Source organism: Actinocorallia herbida, from assembly GCF_003751225.1.
GTDB classification, from domain to species: domain Bacteria; phylum Actinomycetota; class Actinomycetes; order Streptosporangiales; family Streptosporangiaceae; genus Actinocorallia; species Actinocorallia herbida.
The window spans coordinates 3,853,294-3,867,418 of sequence record NZ_RJKE01000001.1 but is presented as its reverse complement, the minus strand read 5'-3'; the positions used below and the strand labels follow the sequence as shown (position 1 = coordinate 3,867,418).

General features: G+C 72.7%; 14 protein-coding genes. 5 read left to right on the top strand and 9 right to left on the bottom strand.

The window, feature by feature from the left end; all coding sequences use genetic code 11:
• Positions 1-200 precede the first annotated feature (200 nt).
• On the top strand, positions 201-866 hold the full coding sequence (locus EDD29_RS17945) for a DUF4097 family beta strand repeat-containing protein (RefSeq protein ID WP_123665511.1): 666 nt from the start codon (positions 201-203) through the stop codon (positions 864-866).
• A gap of 50 nt (positions 867-916) precedes the next feature.
• Here EDD29_RS17945 and EDD29_RS17940 read toward each other — a convergent pair whose 3' ends face one another.
• Complete coding sequence (locus tag EDD29_RS17940; RefSeq protein ID WP_123665510.1) at positions 917-1,870, bottom strand: alpha/beta hydrolase; 954 nt, start codon at positions 1,868-1,870, stop codon at positions 917-919.
• The gene (locus EDD29_RS17935; protein WP_123665509.1) at positions 1,867-3,696 is read right to left on the bottom strand and encodes a class I SAM-dependent methyltransferase; all 1,830 of its coding nucleotides are present in this window, start codon (positions 3,694-3,696) and stop codon (positions 1,867-1,869) included. The genes EDD29_RS17940 and EDD29_RS17935 overlap by 4 nt, the downstream gene beginning before the upstream one ends.
• 166 nt (positions 3,697-3,862) lie before the next feature.
• Here EDD29_RS17935 and EDD29_RS17930 point away from each other — a divergent pair, with 166 nt between their 5' ends.
• The 3 genes from EDD29_RS17930 (at position 3,863) to EDD29_RS46340 (ending at position 5,776) form a co-directional block, all read left to right on the top strand.
• Complete coding sequence (locus tag EDD29_RS17930) at positions 3,863-4,735, top strand: alpha/beta hydrolase (protein ID WP_123665508.1); 873 nt, start codon at positions 3,863-3,865, stop codon at positions 4,733-4,735.
• Between the two features lie 565 nt (positions 4,736-5,300).
• Complete coding sequence (locus EDD29_RS46345; protein WP_211359772.1) at positions 5,301-5,600, top strand: hypothetical protein; 300 nt, start codon at positions 5,301-5,303, stop codon at positions 5,598-5,600.
• Positions 5,600-5,776 (top strand): hypothetical protein, encoded by a 177-nt coding sequence (locus EDD29_RS46340; protein ID WP_211359771.1) that lies wholly within the window; start codon positions 5,600-5,602, stop codon positions 5,774-5,776. Before EDD29_RS46345 ends, EDD29_RS46340 begins: the two co-directional genes overlap by 1 nt.
• 27 nt (positions 5,777-5,803) lie before the next feature.
• On the opposite strand, the gene speB is transcribed toward EDD29_RS46340, so the two are convergent.
• From speB to EDD29_RS17890, 7 genes are all read right to left on the bottom strand, one after another.
• Positions 5,804-6,769 carry an agmatinase gene (gene speB, locus EDD29_RS17920; protein WP_123665507.1) on the bottom strand — a complete coding sequence of 322 codons (966 nt, stop codon included), beginning with the start codon at positions 6,767-6,769 and terminating at the stop codon, positions 5,804-5,806.
• Positions 6,770-6,783: 14 nt separating this feature from the next.
• Positions 6,784-7,692, bottom strand: coding sequence for a polysaccharide deacetylase family protein (locus tag EDD29_RS17915; RefSeq protein ID WP_123665506.1), 909 nt, complete (start codon positions 7,690-7,692; stop codon positions 6,784-6,786).
• 2 nt (positions 7,693-7,694) lie between these two features.
• Positions 7,695-8,693 carry an aldo/keto reductase gene (locus EDD29_RS17910; RefSeq protein WP_123665505.1) on the bottom strand — a complete coding sequence of 333 codons (999 nt, stop codon included), beginning with the start codon at positions 8,691-8,693 and terminating at the stop codon, positions 7,695-7,697.
• On the bottom strand, positions 8,690-9,421 hold the full coding sequence (locus EDD29_RS17905; protein WP_123665504.1) for an SDR family NAD(P)-dependent oxidoreductase: 732 nt from the start codon (positions 9,419-9,421) through the stop codon (positions 8,690-8,692). Before EDD29_RS17905 ends, EDD29_RS17910 begins: the two co-directional genes overlap by 4 nt.
• Positions 9,422-9,447: 26 nt before the next feature.
• Positions 9,448-10,947, bottom strand: a complete 1,500-nt coding sequence (locus EDD29_RS17900) for a purine-cytosine permease family protein (protein ID WP_123665503.1) — start codon at positions 10,945-10,947, stop codon at positions 9,448-9,450.
• Positions 10,948-10,971: 24 nt separating this feature from the next.
• Positions 10,972-11,973, bottom strand: coding sequence for an isopenicillin N synthase family dioxygenase (locus tag EDD29_RS17895; protein WP_123665502.1), 1,002 nt, complete (start codon positions 11,971-11,973; stop codon positions 10,972-10,974).
• A gap of 88 nt (positions 11,974-12,061) precedes the next feature.
• Entirely contained in the window at positions 12,062-12,910 is an 849-nt protein-coding gene (locus tag EDD29_RS17890; protein ID WP_123665501.1) for a sugar phosphate isomerase/epimerase family protein, read from the bottom strand.
• Positions 12,911-13,114: 204 nt separating this feature from the next.
• Between EDD29_RS17890 and EDD29_RS17885 the strand changes: the two genes are divergently transcribed.
• Positions 13,115-14,014, top strand: a complete 900-nt coding sequence (locus EDD29_RS17885) for an Lrp/AsnC family transcriptional regulator (RefSeq protein WP_170201451.1) — start codon at positions 13,115-13,117, stop codon at positions 14,012-14,014.
• Positions 14,015-14,125 lie beyond the last annotated feature (111 nt).

Below are 14,125 nucleotides of genomic sequence, written 5' to 3'. Positions count from 1 at the left end.
GCATAGCGTTCACACCCGGACCATTGCAACGCGACGCCTTTTGTTGTTGCGTTAGCCCGCAGATCGATTGCAACAATATTCACGCTTCCACCTGCAGTGATTCGATTCTTGCGCAACAAGCTTGTTGCCAGTTCCCTGAACGCAACGTAGCTTTTGCGATGTCGGAAACAACGACCGACACGAGAGCACAGGAGAGCACGATGCAGAAGTTCGCCACCCCCGCCCCGATCACCGCCGTCCTGAACGTCCCCGCCGGGCGAGTCCGCCTGATCGCCGCCGACCGCACCGACACCGTGGTCGAGGTCCTGCCCGCCGACGCCACCAAGACCCGTGACGTCAAGGCCGCCGAGCAGACCACCGTCGCCTACACCGACGGCGTCCTGCGGATCGAGGGCCCGGCCGCCAAGAACCAGCTCCTGGGCGCCCCCGGATCCATCGAGGTGACCGTCCAGCTGCCCGCCGGCTCCAGCGCCGAAGGCAAGGCCGCCGCCACCGAACTCCGGGCCGTCGGCCGGCTCGGCGACATCGCCTTCGACGGCGCCTACCACCACATCAAGATCGACGAAGCCACCCGCATCACCCTCACCGCCACCGACGGCCACATCGAGATCGGCCGCCTCACCGGCCCCGCCGACCTCACCACCCAGCGCGGGAACATCACCATCACCGAAGCCACCACCGGCAAGGTCGCCCTCACCACCCAGGCCGGCGACATCACCATCACCACCGCCCCAGGCGTCTCGGCCTCCCTCGACGCCGGCACCTCCCACGGCCGCATCACCAACACCCTCAAGAACGACGGCACCACCACCCTCGACATCCACGCCACCACCACCCAGGGCGACATCACCGCCCGCAGCCTCTGACCGCCGCACAGGGCCGTCGGACCCCTTGGGTCCGACGGCCCCGGCGGCGGCTACGGCGAGTCCGGGCGGGGCACGGAGAGGGCCCGCATCATCAGGGGCCAGGCGGCGTGGAGCTCGGGGACCCATTCGGGCCAGGCGTGCCAGCCGTCGCCGTAGATGTGGGACGTGACGGGGATGCCGAGGCCGTCCAGACGTTCGACGAAAGCCCGGTTCATCCGGCCGATGAGGACCTCGCTGACCTGGGTGGGCCGCCACTGGGCGCCGTCGGGCGTGTAGGGGCCGTTCAGGCCCGTGGTGCCGCTGGCGACGTACAGGCCGGTGCCCCGCAGGGCGGCCGCCTGGAGGTAGGGGTCGTGGGCTCGCCAGTTGGCGGCGTCCCGGCCGGGCAGGCCGAAGACGCGGAAGGCGTCCGGGCCGAAGCCCAGCAGGTTGACGGTGAGCAGGATCGCCGGGGCGCCGCCCAGGGTGGGGTGGGTGGGGCCGGAGAAGGACGCCGCGTAGCGGAACAGGCCGGGGTGGCGCGCGGCGTAGGACATCGCGCCGAAGCCGCCGGAGGAGATGCCGACGGCGGCGCGGCCGGATCCCGCCCGGTAGCCGCGCATCAGGCGCGGGAGCTCCTCGGTGTGGAAGGTCTCCCAGCGCGGGGTGCCGCCCGCGCCGTCGTTCCACCAGTCGGTGTAGCTGCCGTTGCCGCCGCCGGTCGGGGTGACGACGATGACGTCCCAGGGCTCGGCGAGCTCTTCGAGGTCGGTCTCCCGGGTCCAGGACGTGTAGTCGTCGCGTCCGCCCTGGTAGGCGTAGACGACGGGCCAGGTCCGCGCGGCGTCGCGGGTCCAGCGGCGCGGCAGGAGCACCCGCGCGACGACCTCCTCTCCGATGTTCGGCGAGTACCACGTCAGGTCGACGGTCCGCGGGCCGAGCCACCGCTCGGTGGCCTCGGCGGCCGCGGCCGGGACGGGGAGGAGCGCGGCGAGGAGCACGGCTACGGCCAGGAGGCGTTTCATCCGAGGTTCTTCCTTGCCAGGACCCGGTAGGCGTTGCTGTCGCGCCGGGCGAGCGGGAGGGTCAGCACGTCCAAGAGGACGGCGAGGGCCATGAGCGGTCCGGCGAGGACGGTCACGGCGAGGGCGCGGGCGTACTCTCGACGGCCCGGGGCCCGGCGCGTCCATGGCCGGTGGACGTCCAGGCCGATCCGGTTGGCCAGGGCGGCGGCCGAGGTGGTGAAGTCCGGTCCCTGGTCGGCCTCCCGGCGTTCCTCGTCGAGCACCTCGAGCCCGCGCTGGGCCAGGGCCGTGCGCAGGTTGCCGATCGGGATCAGGTGGAGGTGCTGCGGCGCGAGCCACGGCACCCAGGCGCCGCGCAGGATCCGGGCGAACCGCGACTCGGGGTCGGGCAGCTCGATCAGCAGGTGGCCGCCCGGCGGCAGGATCTTCGCGACGGCGTCGAGCTCGCCGAGCGGGTCGGTGGTGTGCTCCAGGTAGTGGTGCATGCTGACGACGTCGTAGGCGCCGGCGAGGTCGGGGGCCAGCGCGAGGAACTCGCCCCGGTAGGCGCGGTCGATCCAGCCGCGGCGGCCGCCCTCCTCGACGGCGGCGCCGAAATCCAGGCCGTCGAAGCGGGTGCCGGGCAGGACGGTCCGCGCGACCCGGCAGAAGTGCGCTTTTCCGGTGCCTATGTCGAGCCACGATCGCGGCCGCGTGTGCCGGGCGACCATGGCGGCGCGGGCGAGGTACCACGGGGTGGTGGAGCTGAGGATCCGCTCGGCGAGGACATCGCCGAGCCCGTCATAGACGTCCCTGTAGTAGAACGCCAGCCCTTCGGGGGTGACCTGCGGGTTCTGGAAGACGTGGCCGCAGTCCGCGCAGCGGTCGAGGCGGAACCTTCCGGGCTTGCCCTGGAGCAGGTCCCGGGCGACGACGTGCCGGCGCGGCGTGCCGCCGCACCAGGGGCAGCGGTCGGCGCGCGGCCCGAGGAAGCGGGCGACGCCGCGGTCGATCTCGGCCCGGTACCGGGGCCTCGCCTCCTCCCGGGCGGCGATGAGGCCGCGCTCCCAGCGCGTCCTTGGCGCGGTGAGCGTCCGGACGATCGACCGGGGCGTGTGCAGCAGCCGGGTCGCGCACACCCGCGCCAGGTCGCGCGGCCGGACGGGGGTGCCCGCGAAGGCCAGGGCGGGCAGCGCGCAGTACCAGAGCGCGAGGGCGAGGCCGGGCACCGGCGCGAGGAGCAGCCCGGCGACGACCAGCAGGTACCCGCCCGCGGCGGCGAACAGGGTCTGCGGCAGGGCGAGGGTCTGCGGGATCACCAGCGCGAGCGCGCGAAGCCGCGCCCGGCGGAAGGCGGTCCGGTCCCCGCCGCGCACGGCGGCCACGACGATGTCGGCGCCACCGGTGCAGAGCTTGAGCCGGGCCGTGGCCGCGCCGAGCTCGTCGGGGTCCAGGTCCGTGCCCGTCGCGATCCCGGCGTCCCGCACCGCCTGCCGCGAGGCGAGGACGGCGTGGCAGGCTCCGCGCCCCATCCCGAAGGGGTCGGCGCGGTAGGCGCGGAAGTCCAGATGACGGGCCAGGTCGAGCGCCCCGTCGACGGACAGGTCGCGCGGCAGCAGATCGACCAGCCCGAGCCCGTGCTCCCCGGCGTACCGCTCGGCGTCCCGCACGACCTCGGGCGCCACCTCGACGCCCGCCGCGGCGAGCAGCACGAAGTCCGTCTCCTCTCCGGCACCGGTGCCCGAGGGGCAGGGCGGGAGTGGACGAAGGCCGCGCAATCGGGCGCGCAGCCGTAGCGCGTTGGCCGTCATGCACAGGGCGACGACGGCGACGAGACCGGCGATCACGACGCGCTCCCGGGACCGGGCGCGACGCCTCCGAGCCGCCTGGCCGACGGCTTTTCCGCAGGCCGACGAACGCGCCCGCCAAGGCGCGGAAACTGAGCTCTCACGGGCGGTTTTTCTCCTTTTCCTACGGTGTTCCGCGTGCTCCGGGCCGCGAGAATCGCCGACCATGGGAATCGAGATCCTCGATGAGGCGAAGCCGAACGACCGGCTCAGGCGGCTGACCGTGCACGCCGACGCGGTGCCGGGCGCGGAACTGAACATCCATGTGCTGTTGCCCCACGACTGGTCGCCGGGGGGCGGGCCGTGGCCGCTGGTGACGCTCCACCACGGCGGGCTCGACGACTCCTCCTCCTGGCTCAGGCACACCGACATCACCGAGCTCAGCCGTGCCGACGACGTCGTCATCGCCATGCCGGACGGCGGCCGGGCCGGTGGCTACGCCGACTGGAGGCGCGGCCCGCAATGGCAGACCTTCCACGTCCATGACCTGCACGCGCTCATGCGCGAGCGGTTCCAAGCCTCCGAGATCCGGGCGGTCGCCGGCGTCTCCGGAGGCGGCTACGGCGCGCTGCTCAGCGCCGCCGCCCATCCCGGCCGCTTCCGGTTCGCGGCGGCGCTGAGCGGCCCGTGCACGATCCGCACCCCGCCCGCCGCCCTCACCCTGCTCGCCGCCACGGGCATCGCCGGCCGCGTCGACCCGTTCGACATGTGGGGCGTCCCGCTCCTGCACGACCGGCACTGGCGCGCCGCCGACCCGCTGCACCTGGCCGAGGGCCTGCGCGGCACCGCCCTCTACCTGTCCTGCGGTCTCACCGGCCGCCCCGGCCCGCTCGACCCGCCCGCCCCCTGGAGCCCCGCGAACCTCGCCGAACCGATCGTCCGCTCGACGATCCGCCCGTTCCTGAGACGGCTCCGCGCCCTCGGCATCCCCATCGAGACCCACCTCTACCGCGACGGAACCCACGACTGGCCGTCCTGGCAGCGCGAACTGCACCGCGTCTGGCCGCGGCTCGTCCGCGCCGTGACGCACCCCGCCTGACGCCCGCATCGCCGCCTCCGGCCACCCGACCTCCGCGCGTCCGCCGCCTTTCCGGCGTCCCGCGCTCGAACGGGTCCCAGAGTGGGCCAGCCCCCACCCCCGCTCTACGAGACCGGACACACACTGCCCGCCCCGCGATTGGCACCCACCCGCAGCCCATCCGCCATCCCGCCCGGTCAGCGCCCCCGCCGTCCCGTAAGGGGTACGCCGTGTGGAAGTGCCTCCGCACCGTGGCTCAGCCGGCGGGTCCGGGTCGGGTACTTCCTTGGCGCAGGCCCCGTAGGAAGCCAACGCGAACCGCCGCGCCCGGTGCGGGCGCCGACCCCGGCGCCCGCACCTCCCGCCGTCCCGGGTGAGGGTGGAGGCCCAGGTCGGGAATAGGGTGTGACGCCGATGTCGAGGAGGGCCGTGATCCGGCGTCGCCGTGGCTTGCCGGCTGGGCGCGGTGGTACCCCCGGCGCCGGCGCGCGACGCCTACCTGGCCTCCGGCGGCATCGTGTTCCCGACCTTCTTCTACCTCCTGTAATTCGGGTTCGTTGAGCCGCTGCACACCGCGGTCGCCGTCGTGCTCTTCCCGATGTTCGTCCTCGCCGTCCGCCGGGCGCCCGCCCGTCCCCGGTGGACGCTCGCGGCCGAAGGCCCCGAACCCCAGCGCCGGCGGGCCCTGCTGGGCCGGCTCCTCATGATCGTCACGGGTTTCGGGCTGTTCGTCGGCGGCGCCGCCGTGTCCGTCGTCGGGCTCACCCACGTGTTCGTGCCGAGTGCTGTGGCCTTCCTCCGCACGACGCCGACGCCCTCGAAGCCGCGAGCCGCCACCTGCTGCCCTTCATCGCCCACGACCGGGCGGGCCGGGGCGGGGCACTGATGTCCGCGGGCGTGGCGATCGTGCTGCTGAGCGCCTGGGGATGGCGCCGCGGCGAGCCCTGGGTCTGGTGGTCCCTCGCCCTCTCCCGCCCCTACCTCTGCGCCGGCCGGCCCCCGTCGGTCGTCAACGGGAAGCCGGGACCCACGGCAGGTCGGAGGCCCTGGGCGTCGACCTGACGACCAGGGCTTCCTCGGGTCGGACGGTCATCGGGGGGTCGGGCAGAGGAGGGAGAGGATTTCGTAGACGACGGTGGCGGCGGCGACCGAGGTGAGTTCGGCGTGGTCGTAGGCGGGGGAGGTCTCGACCACGTCGCCGCCGATGATGTTGAGGCCGGACAGGCCGCGGAGCACTGTCAGGAGTTCACGGCCGGTCATGCCGCCGATCTCGGGGGTGCCGGTGCCGGGGGCATGGGCGGGATCGAGGACGTCGATGTCAACGGAGACGTAGACGGGGGCGTCCTGGACCCGGGCGCGGACGCGTTCGGCGACGCCGCGGGCGCCGAGGAGGTCGAATTCCGCGCAGTGCACGATGGTGAAGCCGAAACGGGCGTCGTCCTCCAGGTCTCGGGGGTCGTAGAGGGGTCCGCGGATTCCGACGTGGGCGGACGCGTCACGCAGGAGGAGGCCCTCCTCGGCGGCGCGGCGGAACGGCGTGCCGTGGGTGTACGGCTCGCCGAAGTAGGTGTCCCAGGTGTCCAGATGGGCGTCGAAGTGGATCAGGGCGATCGGGCCGTGCAGCGCGTGGGCGGCGCGCAGGGCGGGCAGTGCGATCGTGTGGTCGCCGCCGATCGTGACGGCCTTGGCGCCGTCTCCGGTCAGCTCCCGCAGGCCCGTCTCGATCTGGCCCAGGGCCGCGGAGATGTCGAAGGGGTTGCAGGCGATGTCCCCGGCGTCGACGACCTGCTGCGCGGCGAACGGCATCACGTCCTGCGCCGGGTTGTAGGGCTTGAGCAGGCGCGACCCCTGGCGTACGGCGGAGGGGCCGAACCGCGCGCCGGGCCGGTAGGAGACGCCCGAGTCGAACGGTACCCCGACGACGGCGACGTCGTGGGCGGTGACCTGGTCGAGTCGGGGCAGCCGGGCGAAGGTGGAGGGGCCCGCGAACCGCGGCACCTCCAGCGCGTCGACCTGGCCGATGACCCGGCCTTCCGGGTGGACATTCGGTCGCATGGTCGGTCCTTTCGTCAGTGTCCGGTGACGTCGAGTGCGGCCGGGACGGGCCCGGGATAGGGAGGCATCCGCTGGCTCCGCGGCGTCCATTCGCCGCGTGCGATCAGGCCTTCGACGTGCCTGGCGATCTCGTCCAGCGTCGCCACCCAGACGTCGCCGGCCGAAAGGAGTTCCTCCAGCAGCGCGACGACGCGGGTGAAGCGGGCGGGCCGTCCGGTGACGGCGGGGTGCCAGACCCCGATCCACAGGCCGCCGTAGGCACGGGCAGCGTCGACTTCGGCGCGGAAGACCTCCATGGCGCGGTCGGGGGCGCGGGTGGTGGCGTAGTAGTCGAACTCGAAGCTCTGCACGTACTGGGGCCAGTCGTCGTTGGCCCAGTCGACCGGCAGCTCGACGATGCTTCCGGCGGGGGTGTCCAGCAGATACGGGACGTCGTCGCCCATGAGGCTCGAGTCGTAGCGGAATCCGGCTTCGGCCAGCACCCGCGCGGTGTGCTCGGAGAACCCGTAGGTCGGGGCCCGCCAGCCGGAAGGGCGCTTTCCGGTGAGCCGCTCGGCGAGTTCCAGGCTGCGGCCGAGCCAGTCCCGTTCCTGCTCGATCGAGGAGTGCTCGTAGGAGAGCTCGTGGATGTAGCCGTGCAGGCCGATCTCGTGGCCGCCGTCCAGGATGCTCTCCAGGACGGCCGGGTAGCGTTCCATGCACCAGGCCGGGACGAAGAAGGTCTGCTCGATCCCGAGCCTGCGGTACTCGCGGGTGATGCGCGGGACCGCGATCTGGTCGTAGCCGAAGTACGACAGGGCCGAGACGCGCCGGTGCGCCGTGTCGGGCAGCGCCGCGAACAGGGAGCTCTCGGCGTCGACGTCGAAGGTGACGGCGGCGGCGCAGCGGGCGCCGCCGGGCCACGGCGGCGGGTTGTCGATCATGTTCACCACTCCACGAATTCCGGTGCGGACGCACTCCAGGAGAGCCTGTCCAATCTGTCCAGCTCGGCCGGGGTCAGGGTGAGGTTGGCCGCCTGCCATGCCTCGGCGAGCTGCCCGATGGTGTCCGGGCCGACGATCGTCGCGGTGACCCCGGGCTGGGCCAGGGTCCACGCCAGGGACACGGACGCGACGGACGTCGTGCGCGCGGCGGCGATCTCGTCCAGCGCCGCCAGCAGGGCCCAGCCCTCGGGCGTGCGGTACTGCTCGACGAACCCGCCGCGAGCGGCGCCGCCGGAGTCGTCCGGCCGGTGCGCCCCGGCCAGGAAGCCGCTGGCGAGGCTGGAGTAGGTGACGATGCCGAGCCCCTCCCGCACCGCGACGGCCTGGAGCCGGTCCTCGTACTCGGCCCGGTTGAGCAGGTTGTAGCGCGGCTGCTCCACCGCGACCCGGGTGGCCGACTCCAGCAGCGGCGTCAGTTGGTCGCCGAAATCGGCGAAGCCACAGAAGTTGGACGTCGCGGCGTGGCCGATCTTCCCGGCGGCCTGGAGTTCGCCGAAGACGTCGAGCCAGTCCGGGTCGGCGTCAGGGTCGGGCCAGTGCGCGTACAGGACGTCCACGTGGTCGGTGCGCAGCCTGCGCAGGCTGTCCTCGACGGCCCGGACGATGTGCCGCCGGGTGAGGCCCTCGCCGTCCTCGCCCTCCCACATGCGGGCTCTCACCTTGGTCTCGACGACCATCCGATCCCGCAGGCCCCGGTCTGCCAGCCACCGTCCGACGATGTCCTCGCTGACGCCGACGAAGGGCCGGCTGACCGCGAAGGACTCGACGCTCTGGTCGCCGCCGTACATGTTCGCGGTGTCGATGAGGTTGCCACCCATCTCCGCGTAGGCGTCCAGGATCCGGAACGCGGCGACGTCGGGGACCGTCCAGCCGAACTGCATCGTGCCGAGCGCGACCGGCGAGACGGCCAGCCCCGTGCGCCCCAGCGGCCTGCGGCTCACGCGATCACCTGCCCGCCGTTGACCGCGAGGTCCTGGCCGGTCACGTAGGAGGCGGCCGGGGAGGCCAGGAAGGCGACGACCCTGGAGATCTCGGCCGCGTCCCCCCAGCGGCCCAGCGGGATCGATCTGCAGTCCTCGGCGATCTCCGCGGGGCCGTAGTCGGCGGCCATCCGCGTCGGGACGCTGCCGGGCGCCACCGAGTTGACGTTGATGCCCTCGGGGCCCAGTTCGACCGCCAGGTTCCGGGCGAAGGAGACGAGCGCCCCCTTGGCCGCGCAGTAGGCGTGGCCGAAGCCCGGCCCGCGCTGCGCCCACATCGAGGAGATGACGACGATGCGGGGCGCCGCGCTGCGCCGCAGCCAGGGCAGCGCGGCCCGGATCAGGTTGCGGGCGCCGCCGACGTGGACGGCGAAGGTCCGTTCCCAGTCCGCGTCGTCGGTGTCGGCCAACCCCTGGACGGTGTGGATCGTTCCCGCGTTGGACACGACGGCGTCGATGCCGTCGAGTTCGGCCGCGAGCCGGGCCACGGCCTGCTCCACCTGGTCGCGGGCCGACACGTCCGCGACGGCCGTCGCGATCCCGAGGTCGGCGCCCGTCTTGGCGAGCAGGTCGGCGTCCAGGTCGATCGCGCCGACGAGGGCGCCCTGCGCGCACAGTTCGGCGCAGTGCGCCCGGCCCAGGCCCTGTGCGGCCCCGGTGACGATGATCTTGCTGCCTGCGAGACTCATGCTCTCCTCTTTCTCTCTTCGGCCGGTCAGCGGGCGACCGCGTCGGCGAGGGGGCGCGGCTCCTCGGCCGCGTTGGCCGAGCCGAAGCGGGGGCCCCGCGGCCCGTGGACATAGGCCGGTTCCGGTGCGACGACCAGGAACACCGTGTACAGCACGGCCGCCGTCAGCCCGGCCGACAGGAAGCTCAGGTCGACGCCGCCCGCCGCGTTCGCCCACGGACCGGTGAAGACCGGCGGCGCGGCGCCGAACAGGACGCCGATGACGGACGCGGGCAGCCACGCCGCCACCGCCCGCCAGTTGAACCCGGCGGTGAACCAGTACCGGCCGCCCCGCTGGCCGCGGGTGAAGACCTGGAGGTCGTCGGGGTGGTAGTGGCCGCGCCGGACGACGTAGCCGATGGTCAGGATCACGATCCAGGGCGTCGTCACGATGACGAGCAGGATGAGGAACGCGCTGACGGCCGCGGCGGCGTCCCAGACGAAGGCGCCGAGGTACACGAACGCGACGGCGACGACCGCGATCGCCGCGGTGGCGGTGACCCGGCTGAGCCGCGGGATCAGCGACGAGGTGTCCAGGCCCGTCCCGTACAGACCGACCGCGGCCTGGGCGCAGCCCGCGACGAGGCCGAGCAGGATGATGCCCGGCAGGTACCAGGCGGGAGAGGCGGCGACGAGGTCGGGGACGAAGACGCCGGTCGCGGACGCGGGAAGCGAGGACGCGATGAACGCGCCCCACAGGGACGGCAGGGCGATCCCGGCGAACCCCCCGAAGCCGGTCGCGGCGACGACGGAGGCAGTGGAGTGTTCATCCGGGTCGATGTAGCGGGCCCAGTCGCCGATGAACGGTCCGTAGGAGATGACGGTCGAGGCCACGACCAGGGCGCTCAGCGTCCAGGTCGGCCAGAAGCCGCCGAGCAGCGGCTCGTCGCTCGTCGTCCCCGCCGTGAAGTCCGGCGCGAAGGCGATCACGCCGGCGAGCATCACGACGGTCATGATCGGGACCATGATCCGGCTCTGCACCTTGAGCAGCGCGTGGATGCCCCAGATCGACACCAGCAGCACCAGCATCGCGATCAGGGCGTAGCCGACCGCGCGGGCAGGGGCCCCGGCCTCGAAGCCGAAGATCCGCCCCAGCGTGGAGACGAGCGCGTCGCCGCTGGTCCAGAGGGTCACCGCGACGAATCCGAACGCGGAGAACAGGGACAGCATGGTGCCGATGAACCGGCCGCCGACACCGAAGTGGGCGCCGCTGGAGACCGCGTTGTTGGTGCCGGTGCGCGGGCCGAACAGGCCCATCGGGGCGAGCACCAGCCCGCCGAGCGCACCGCCGGCGAGGATCGCCCAGAAGGCGGCCCACCAGCCGAGCCCGAAGGCGATGGGCAGCGCGCCGACCACGATCACGCCGAACGTCAGGTCGGAGCCGTAGAGGACCGCGAAGATGCTGCGCGGGGAGTAGGAGCGTTCGGCGGCGGGGACGGTGTCGATACCGCGCCGCTCGATGCCGCTCGTCGGGGGGTTGCCTGACATCGTGGTGCCTCCCTGAGGGCTTGGTCAGTCGGTGATGGGACGGCCGAAGCCGGAGGCCTGGGCGTGCGCGCCTTCGGGCAGCCGGAGCTCGCCCGCCGCGACCCGCGCCTTGAGGTAGTCGTAGCTCTGGATGATCTGCGCCCACAGGTGCTCACCGGCCACGAGGCCGGCGCGTGCAGGCCGGTCGGGGGTGACGAACCTGGGCAAAGGCTCCACCGGCGTGAAGTAGTCGACGTTGAAGAAGAGCGGGAAGGAGTAGCGCTCCTCCTGCACCTTGCGGACGCGGTGCGTCGTGGACACGAACTCGCCGTTGGTCCACAGCTCGAGCATGTCGCCGATGTTGACGACGAAGGCGCCGTCCACCGGCGGGGCGTCGATCCACTCCCCCGCGCCGTTGAGCACCTCCAGGCCGGGCGCGGTCGGGTGGAGCAGGGTGAAGCACTCGTAGTCGGTGTGCGCGCCGATGCCCGGACGGTCGACGGCGTCGGCGTCGTACGGGTAGTGGATCATCCGCAGCGCGCTGGGCGCCTTGGTGACGTGCCGGGCGAACAGCTCGGGATCCTCGCCGAGGGCCAGCGCGAACAGCCGGAACAGGCGCTTGCCGACGTCGAGCACCGCCGCGTAGTAGGCGCTCGCGGCCTCGCGGAAGCCCGCCAGCTCGGGCCAGAGGTTGGGGCCGAGCAGCGGGACGCCGGCGAGGCGGTCCGGATCGTCGGCGGGCAGGTCGAGGGCCAGGTTGAACGCCTCCTTGCGGTCGACGGTGCCGCCGGAGAAGACCTCCTCTCCCTCGGGCACGTAGCCCCGGTGGTTGGGCGAGAGCCGGATCCAGCTGTGCCTCTTCTCCTGGTCCGGCAGCGCGAAGAACCGGTCCGCCGCGTCCTCCAGGGCGATGAACAGCTCGGGGGCGACGCCGTGGCCGCTGACGTACATGAAGCCGACCTCGCGGGCGGCGCGGCCGAGACGCTCGGCCGCCTCCTGCGGGTCTCCGCTGATATCGATGATGGGAAGCTCGGTGAAATCGCTCATTTACCGGTCCTGGTGCTGGGGCCCGCGAGGCGCGGGAATCGGGCGGTCGCCCCGTCCCGGTGCGGGACGAGGGGGTCGGTGGGGACGCTCATGCGGGCACGGTCTCGGCGAACAGTTCCTCGGCCCAGGAGCGCAGGACCAGGGACTCCGCCCACCGGTCGGACAGCTCCCGGCCGTCCGGGCCGGTGACCGGGTAGGGCAGGGTGCCCAGTTCGCACAGGAAGACGCAGTCGTCGTTCTCGCCGCGCTCCCGCCACGCGGCGAACGCGCGCTCCCACCAGCGGCGGAACCGCGCGACGGCCGGGGCGTGCTGGGGGAAGGCCAGCGGGACCTGGATCTGCTCGCGCGTGGCGACCCGGCCCTGCACCGACCCCCCGTGCGCGAGCAGCGTCGCGATCTGCTCCTCGACCCGGGGTTCGTCGAGGTCGGGCAGCTCGTTGCCCACGACGTAGTGGGACAGGTCGAGCGCGAGCCGCACCTCCGGGACCCGCTCGACGAGCCGGGCGGTGAAGCCAAGGTCGTTCGTGAGCGTGTACCGGTGGGTCTCCAGATGCATCGGCAGGCCCGCCGCCTCGGCCTCCTCCATCCAGGAACCGACGAGGACCGCGGCGTCGTCCACCGTCTCGGGGAACACCTGCCCGCAGACCACGACGAGTTCCGCGCCGACCTCCGCGGCGTACCGGAGCCCTTCGGCGAGCGGCCTGGTCTCGGTGACGAAGACCGTCACCGAGACGCGCAGCCCGGCGTCGCGCAGCAGCGGCTCGATGACGTGCGGCGGGGGCGTCTTCACCGGCGAGAAGGTGTCGATCCCGACTCCGGCGAACCCCGCCTCGGCGACCCGCCGGACGCGCTCCTCCAGCGGCCAGGGCGCCGCGCCCCGCCAGGGCAGACCCTCCATCGCCCACAGCGACTGGAACACCGACAACGTGTGGGGCACCGCGAACTCCCGACTTACGAACTTTGATGATCACTAGCTTGTCGCTGTGAATGTGGTGACAAGTTAGGCCAGGAACTTACGATTCAACACTGGCGAAACATGATTCCCGCAAATGTTTACGTGCGCGAAACGCGTGCCGGGACGGGTGCTGGGAACCTTGAGATCATCGGCGCACCTCAACCTCCAGGACGGGACAATCTCCGGATGACCGAAGACACGCGGCCCCGCCTCGACGAGCTGGACGTCGCGCTCATCAGGGAGCTGCAACGCGACGGCCGAGCGACGCACGAGGCGTTGTCCCAGGTCCTCGGCCTTTCCCGTCCTGCGGCACGCACCCGGATGCTGCGCCTGCTGGACTCCGGGATGGTGCGGATCCTCGCGGTCGTGCACCCGTCGGTGTTCGGGCTCGACGCCTACGCGCACATCGCGGTGACCGTCCGGGGCGCCGTCCTGCCCGTCGCGGAGGAGATCGTCGCCATGCCGGACGCGGCGTTCGTCTCGCTCATCACCGGCGAGCACTCGCTGATCGCCGAACTGCGCAGCCGCGACCAGGCCGCCCTGGCCGCCGCGGTCACCCGGATCTCCGGCCTGCCCGGCGTCGAACGCGTCGCGACCGCCGTCTACACGGCGATACTCAAGGACACCTTCTTCCTGCCCCGCCCGTACCAGGCCGGCACCGCCGTCGACGACACCGACCGCAGGCTGCTCGTCGAACTGCGGCGGGACGGCCGCGCGTCCTTCGCCCAGCTAGGCGCGGCCACGGGCCTGTCGACCAGCGGAGCCCGCGCCCGGGTCCTACGCCTGCTCGACACGGGCGTCGTGCACGTCGGCGCCCGGATCCCCCCCGGCGCCCTCGGCCCCGCCCAGACCTTCGGCGCCGACCTCACCTTCAACGGCGACCCCGACAAGGCGGTGGCGCAGATCCTCCAGATGCCGGAGACCGACTATCTGTCCACCTCACTCGGCCGCTGCGACGCCGTCTGCACCTTCGCCGCGTCCTCACCCGACGACGTCCTCCGCCTCCTCGACACCCTCCGCTCCCTCCCCTCCATCACCTCCGTCCGCGCCTGGACCCACCTCCGCCTCCTCAAGGAACACCACTGACCGGCGCGAGCCGTGGGCGCTCGGCGAAGACGGTAGACGGCCGAGGTGCAGCCGGTGGCCGAATTGTCGTCGTCGTCGTTTCCCAGGCCCGGACCGTCTTGCTGCGGCCTG

What these genes read in the sequence shown, in the direction of transcription:
- EDD29_RS17945 (WP_123665511.1), top strand. Translation starts at nt 201, where the DNA reads ATGCAGAAGTTCGCCACCCCCGCCCCGATCACCGCCGTCCTGAACGTC.
- EDD29_RS17940 (WP_123665510.1), bottom strand. Translation starts at nt 1,870, where the DNA reads ATGAAACGCCTCCTGGCCGTAGCCGTGCTCCTCGCCGCGCTCCTCCCC.
- EDD29_RS17930 (WP_123665508.1), top strand. Translation starts at nt 3,863, where the DNA reads ATGGGAATCGAGATCCTCGATGAGGCGAAGCCGAACGACCGGCTCAGG.
- EDD29_RS46340 (WP_211359771.1), top strand. Translation starts at nt 5,600, where the DNA reads ATGTCCGCGGGCGTGGCGATCGTGCTGCTGAGCGCCTGGGGATGGCGC.
- speB (WP_123665507.1), bottom strand. Translation starts at nt 6,769, where the DNA reads ATGCGACCGAATGTCCACCCGGAAGGCCGGGTCATCGGCCAGGTCGAC.
- EDD29_RS17915 (WP_123665506.1), bottom strand. Translation starts at nt 7,692, where the DNA reads ATGATCGACAACCCGCCGCCGTGGCCCGGCGGCGCCCGCTGCGCCGCC.
- EDD29_RS17905 (WP_123665504.1), bottom strand. Translation starts at nt 9,421, where the DNA reads ATGAGTCTCGCAGGCAGCAAGATCATCGTCACCGGGGCCGCACAGGGC.
- EDD29_RS17900 (WP_123665503.1), bottom strand. Translation starts at nt 10,947, where the DNA reads ATGTCAGGCAACCCCCCGACGAGCGGCATCGAGCGGCGCGGTATCGAC.
- EDD29_RS17895 (WP_123665502.1), bottom strand. Translation starts at nt 11,973, where the DNA reads ATGAGCGATTTCACCGAGCTTCCCATCATCGATATCAGCGGAGACCCG.
- EDD29_RS17885 (WP_170201451.1), top strand. Translation starts at nt 13,115, where the DNA reads ATGACCGAAGACACGCGGCCCCGCCTCGACGAGCTGGACGTCGCGCTC.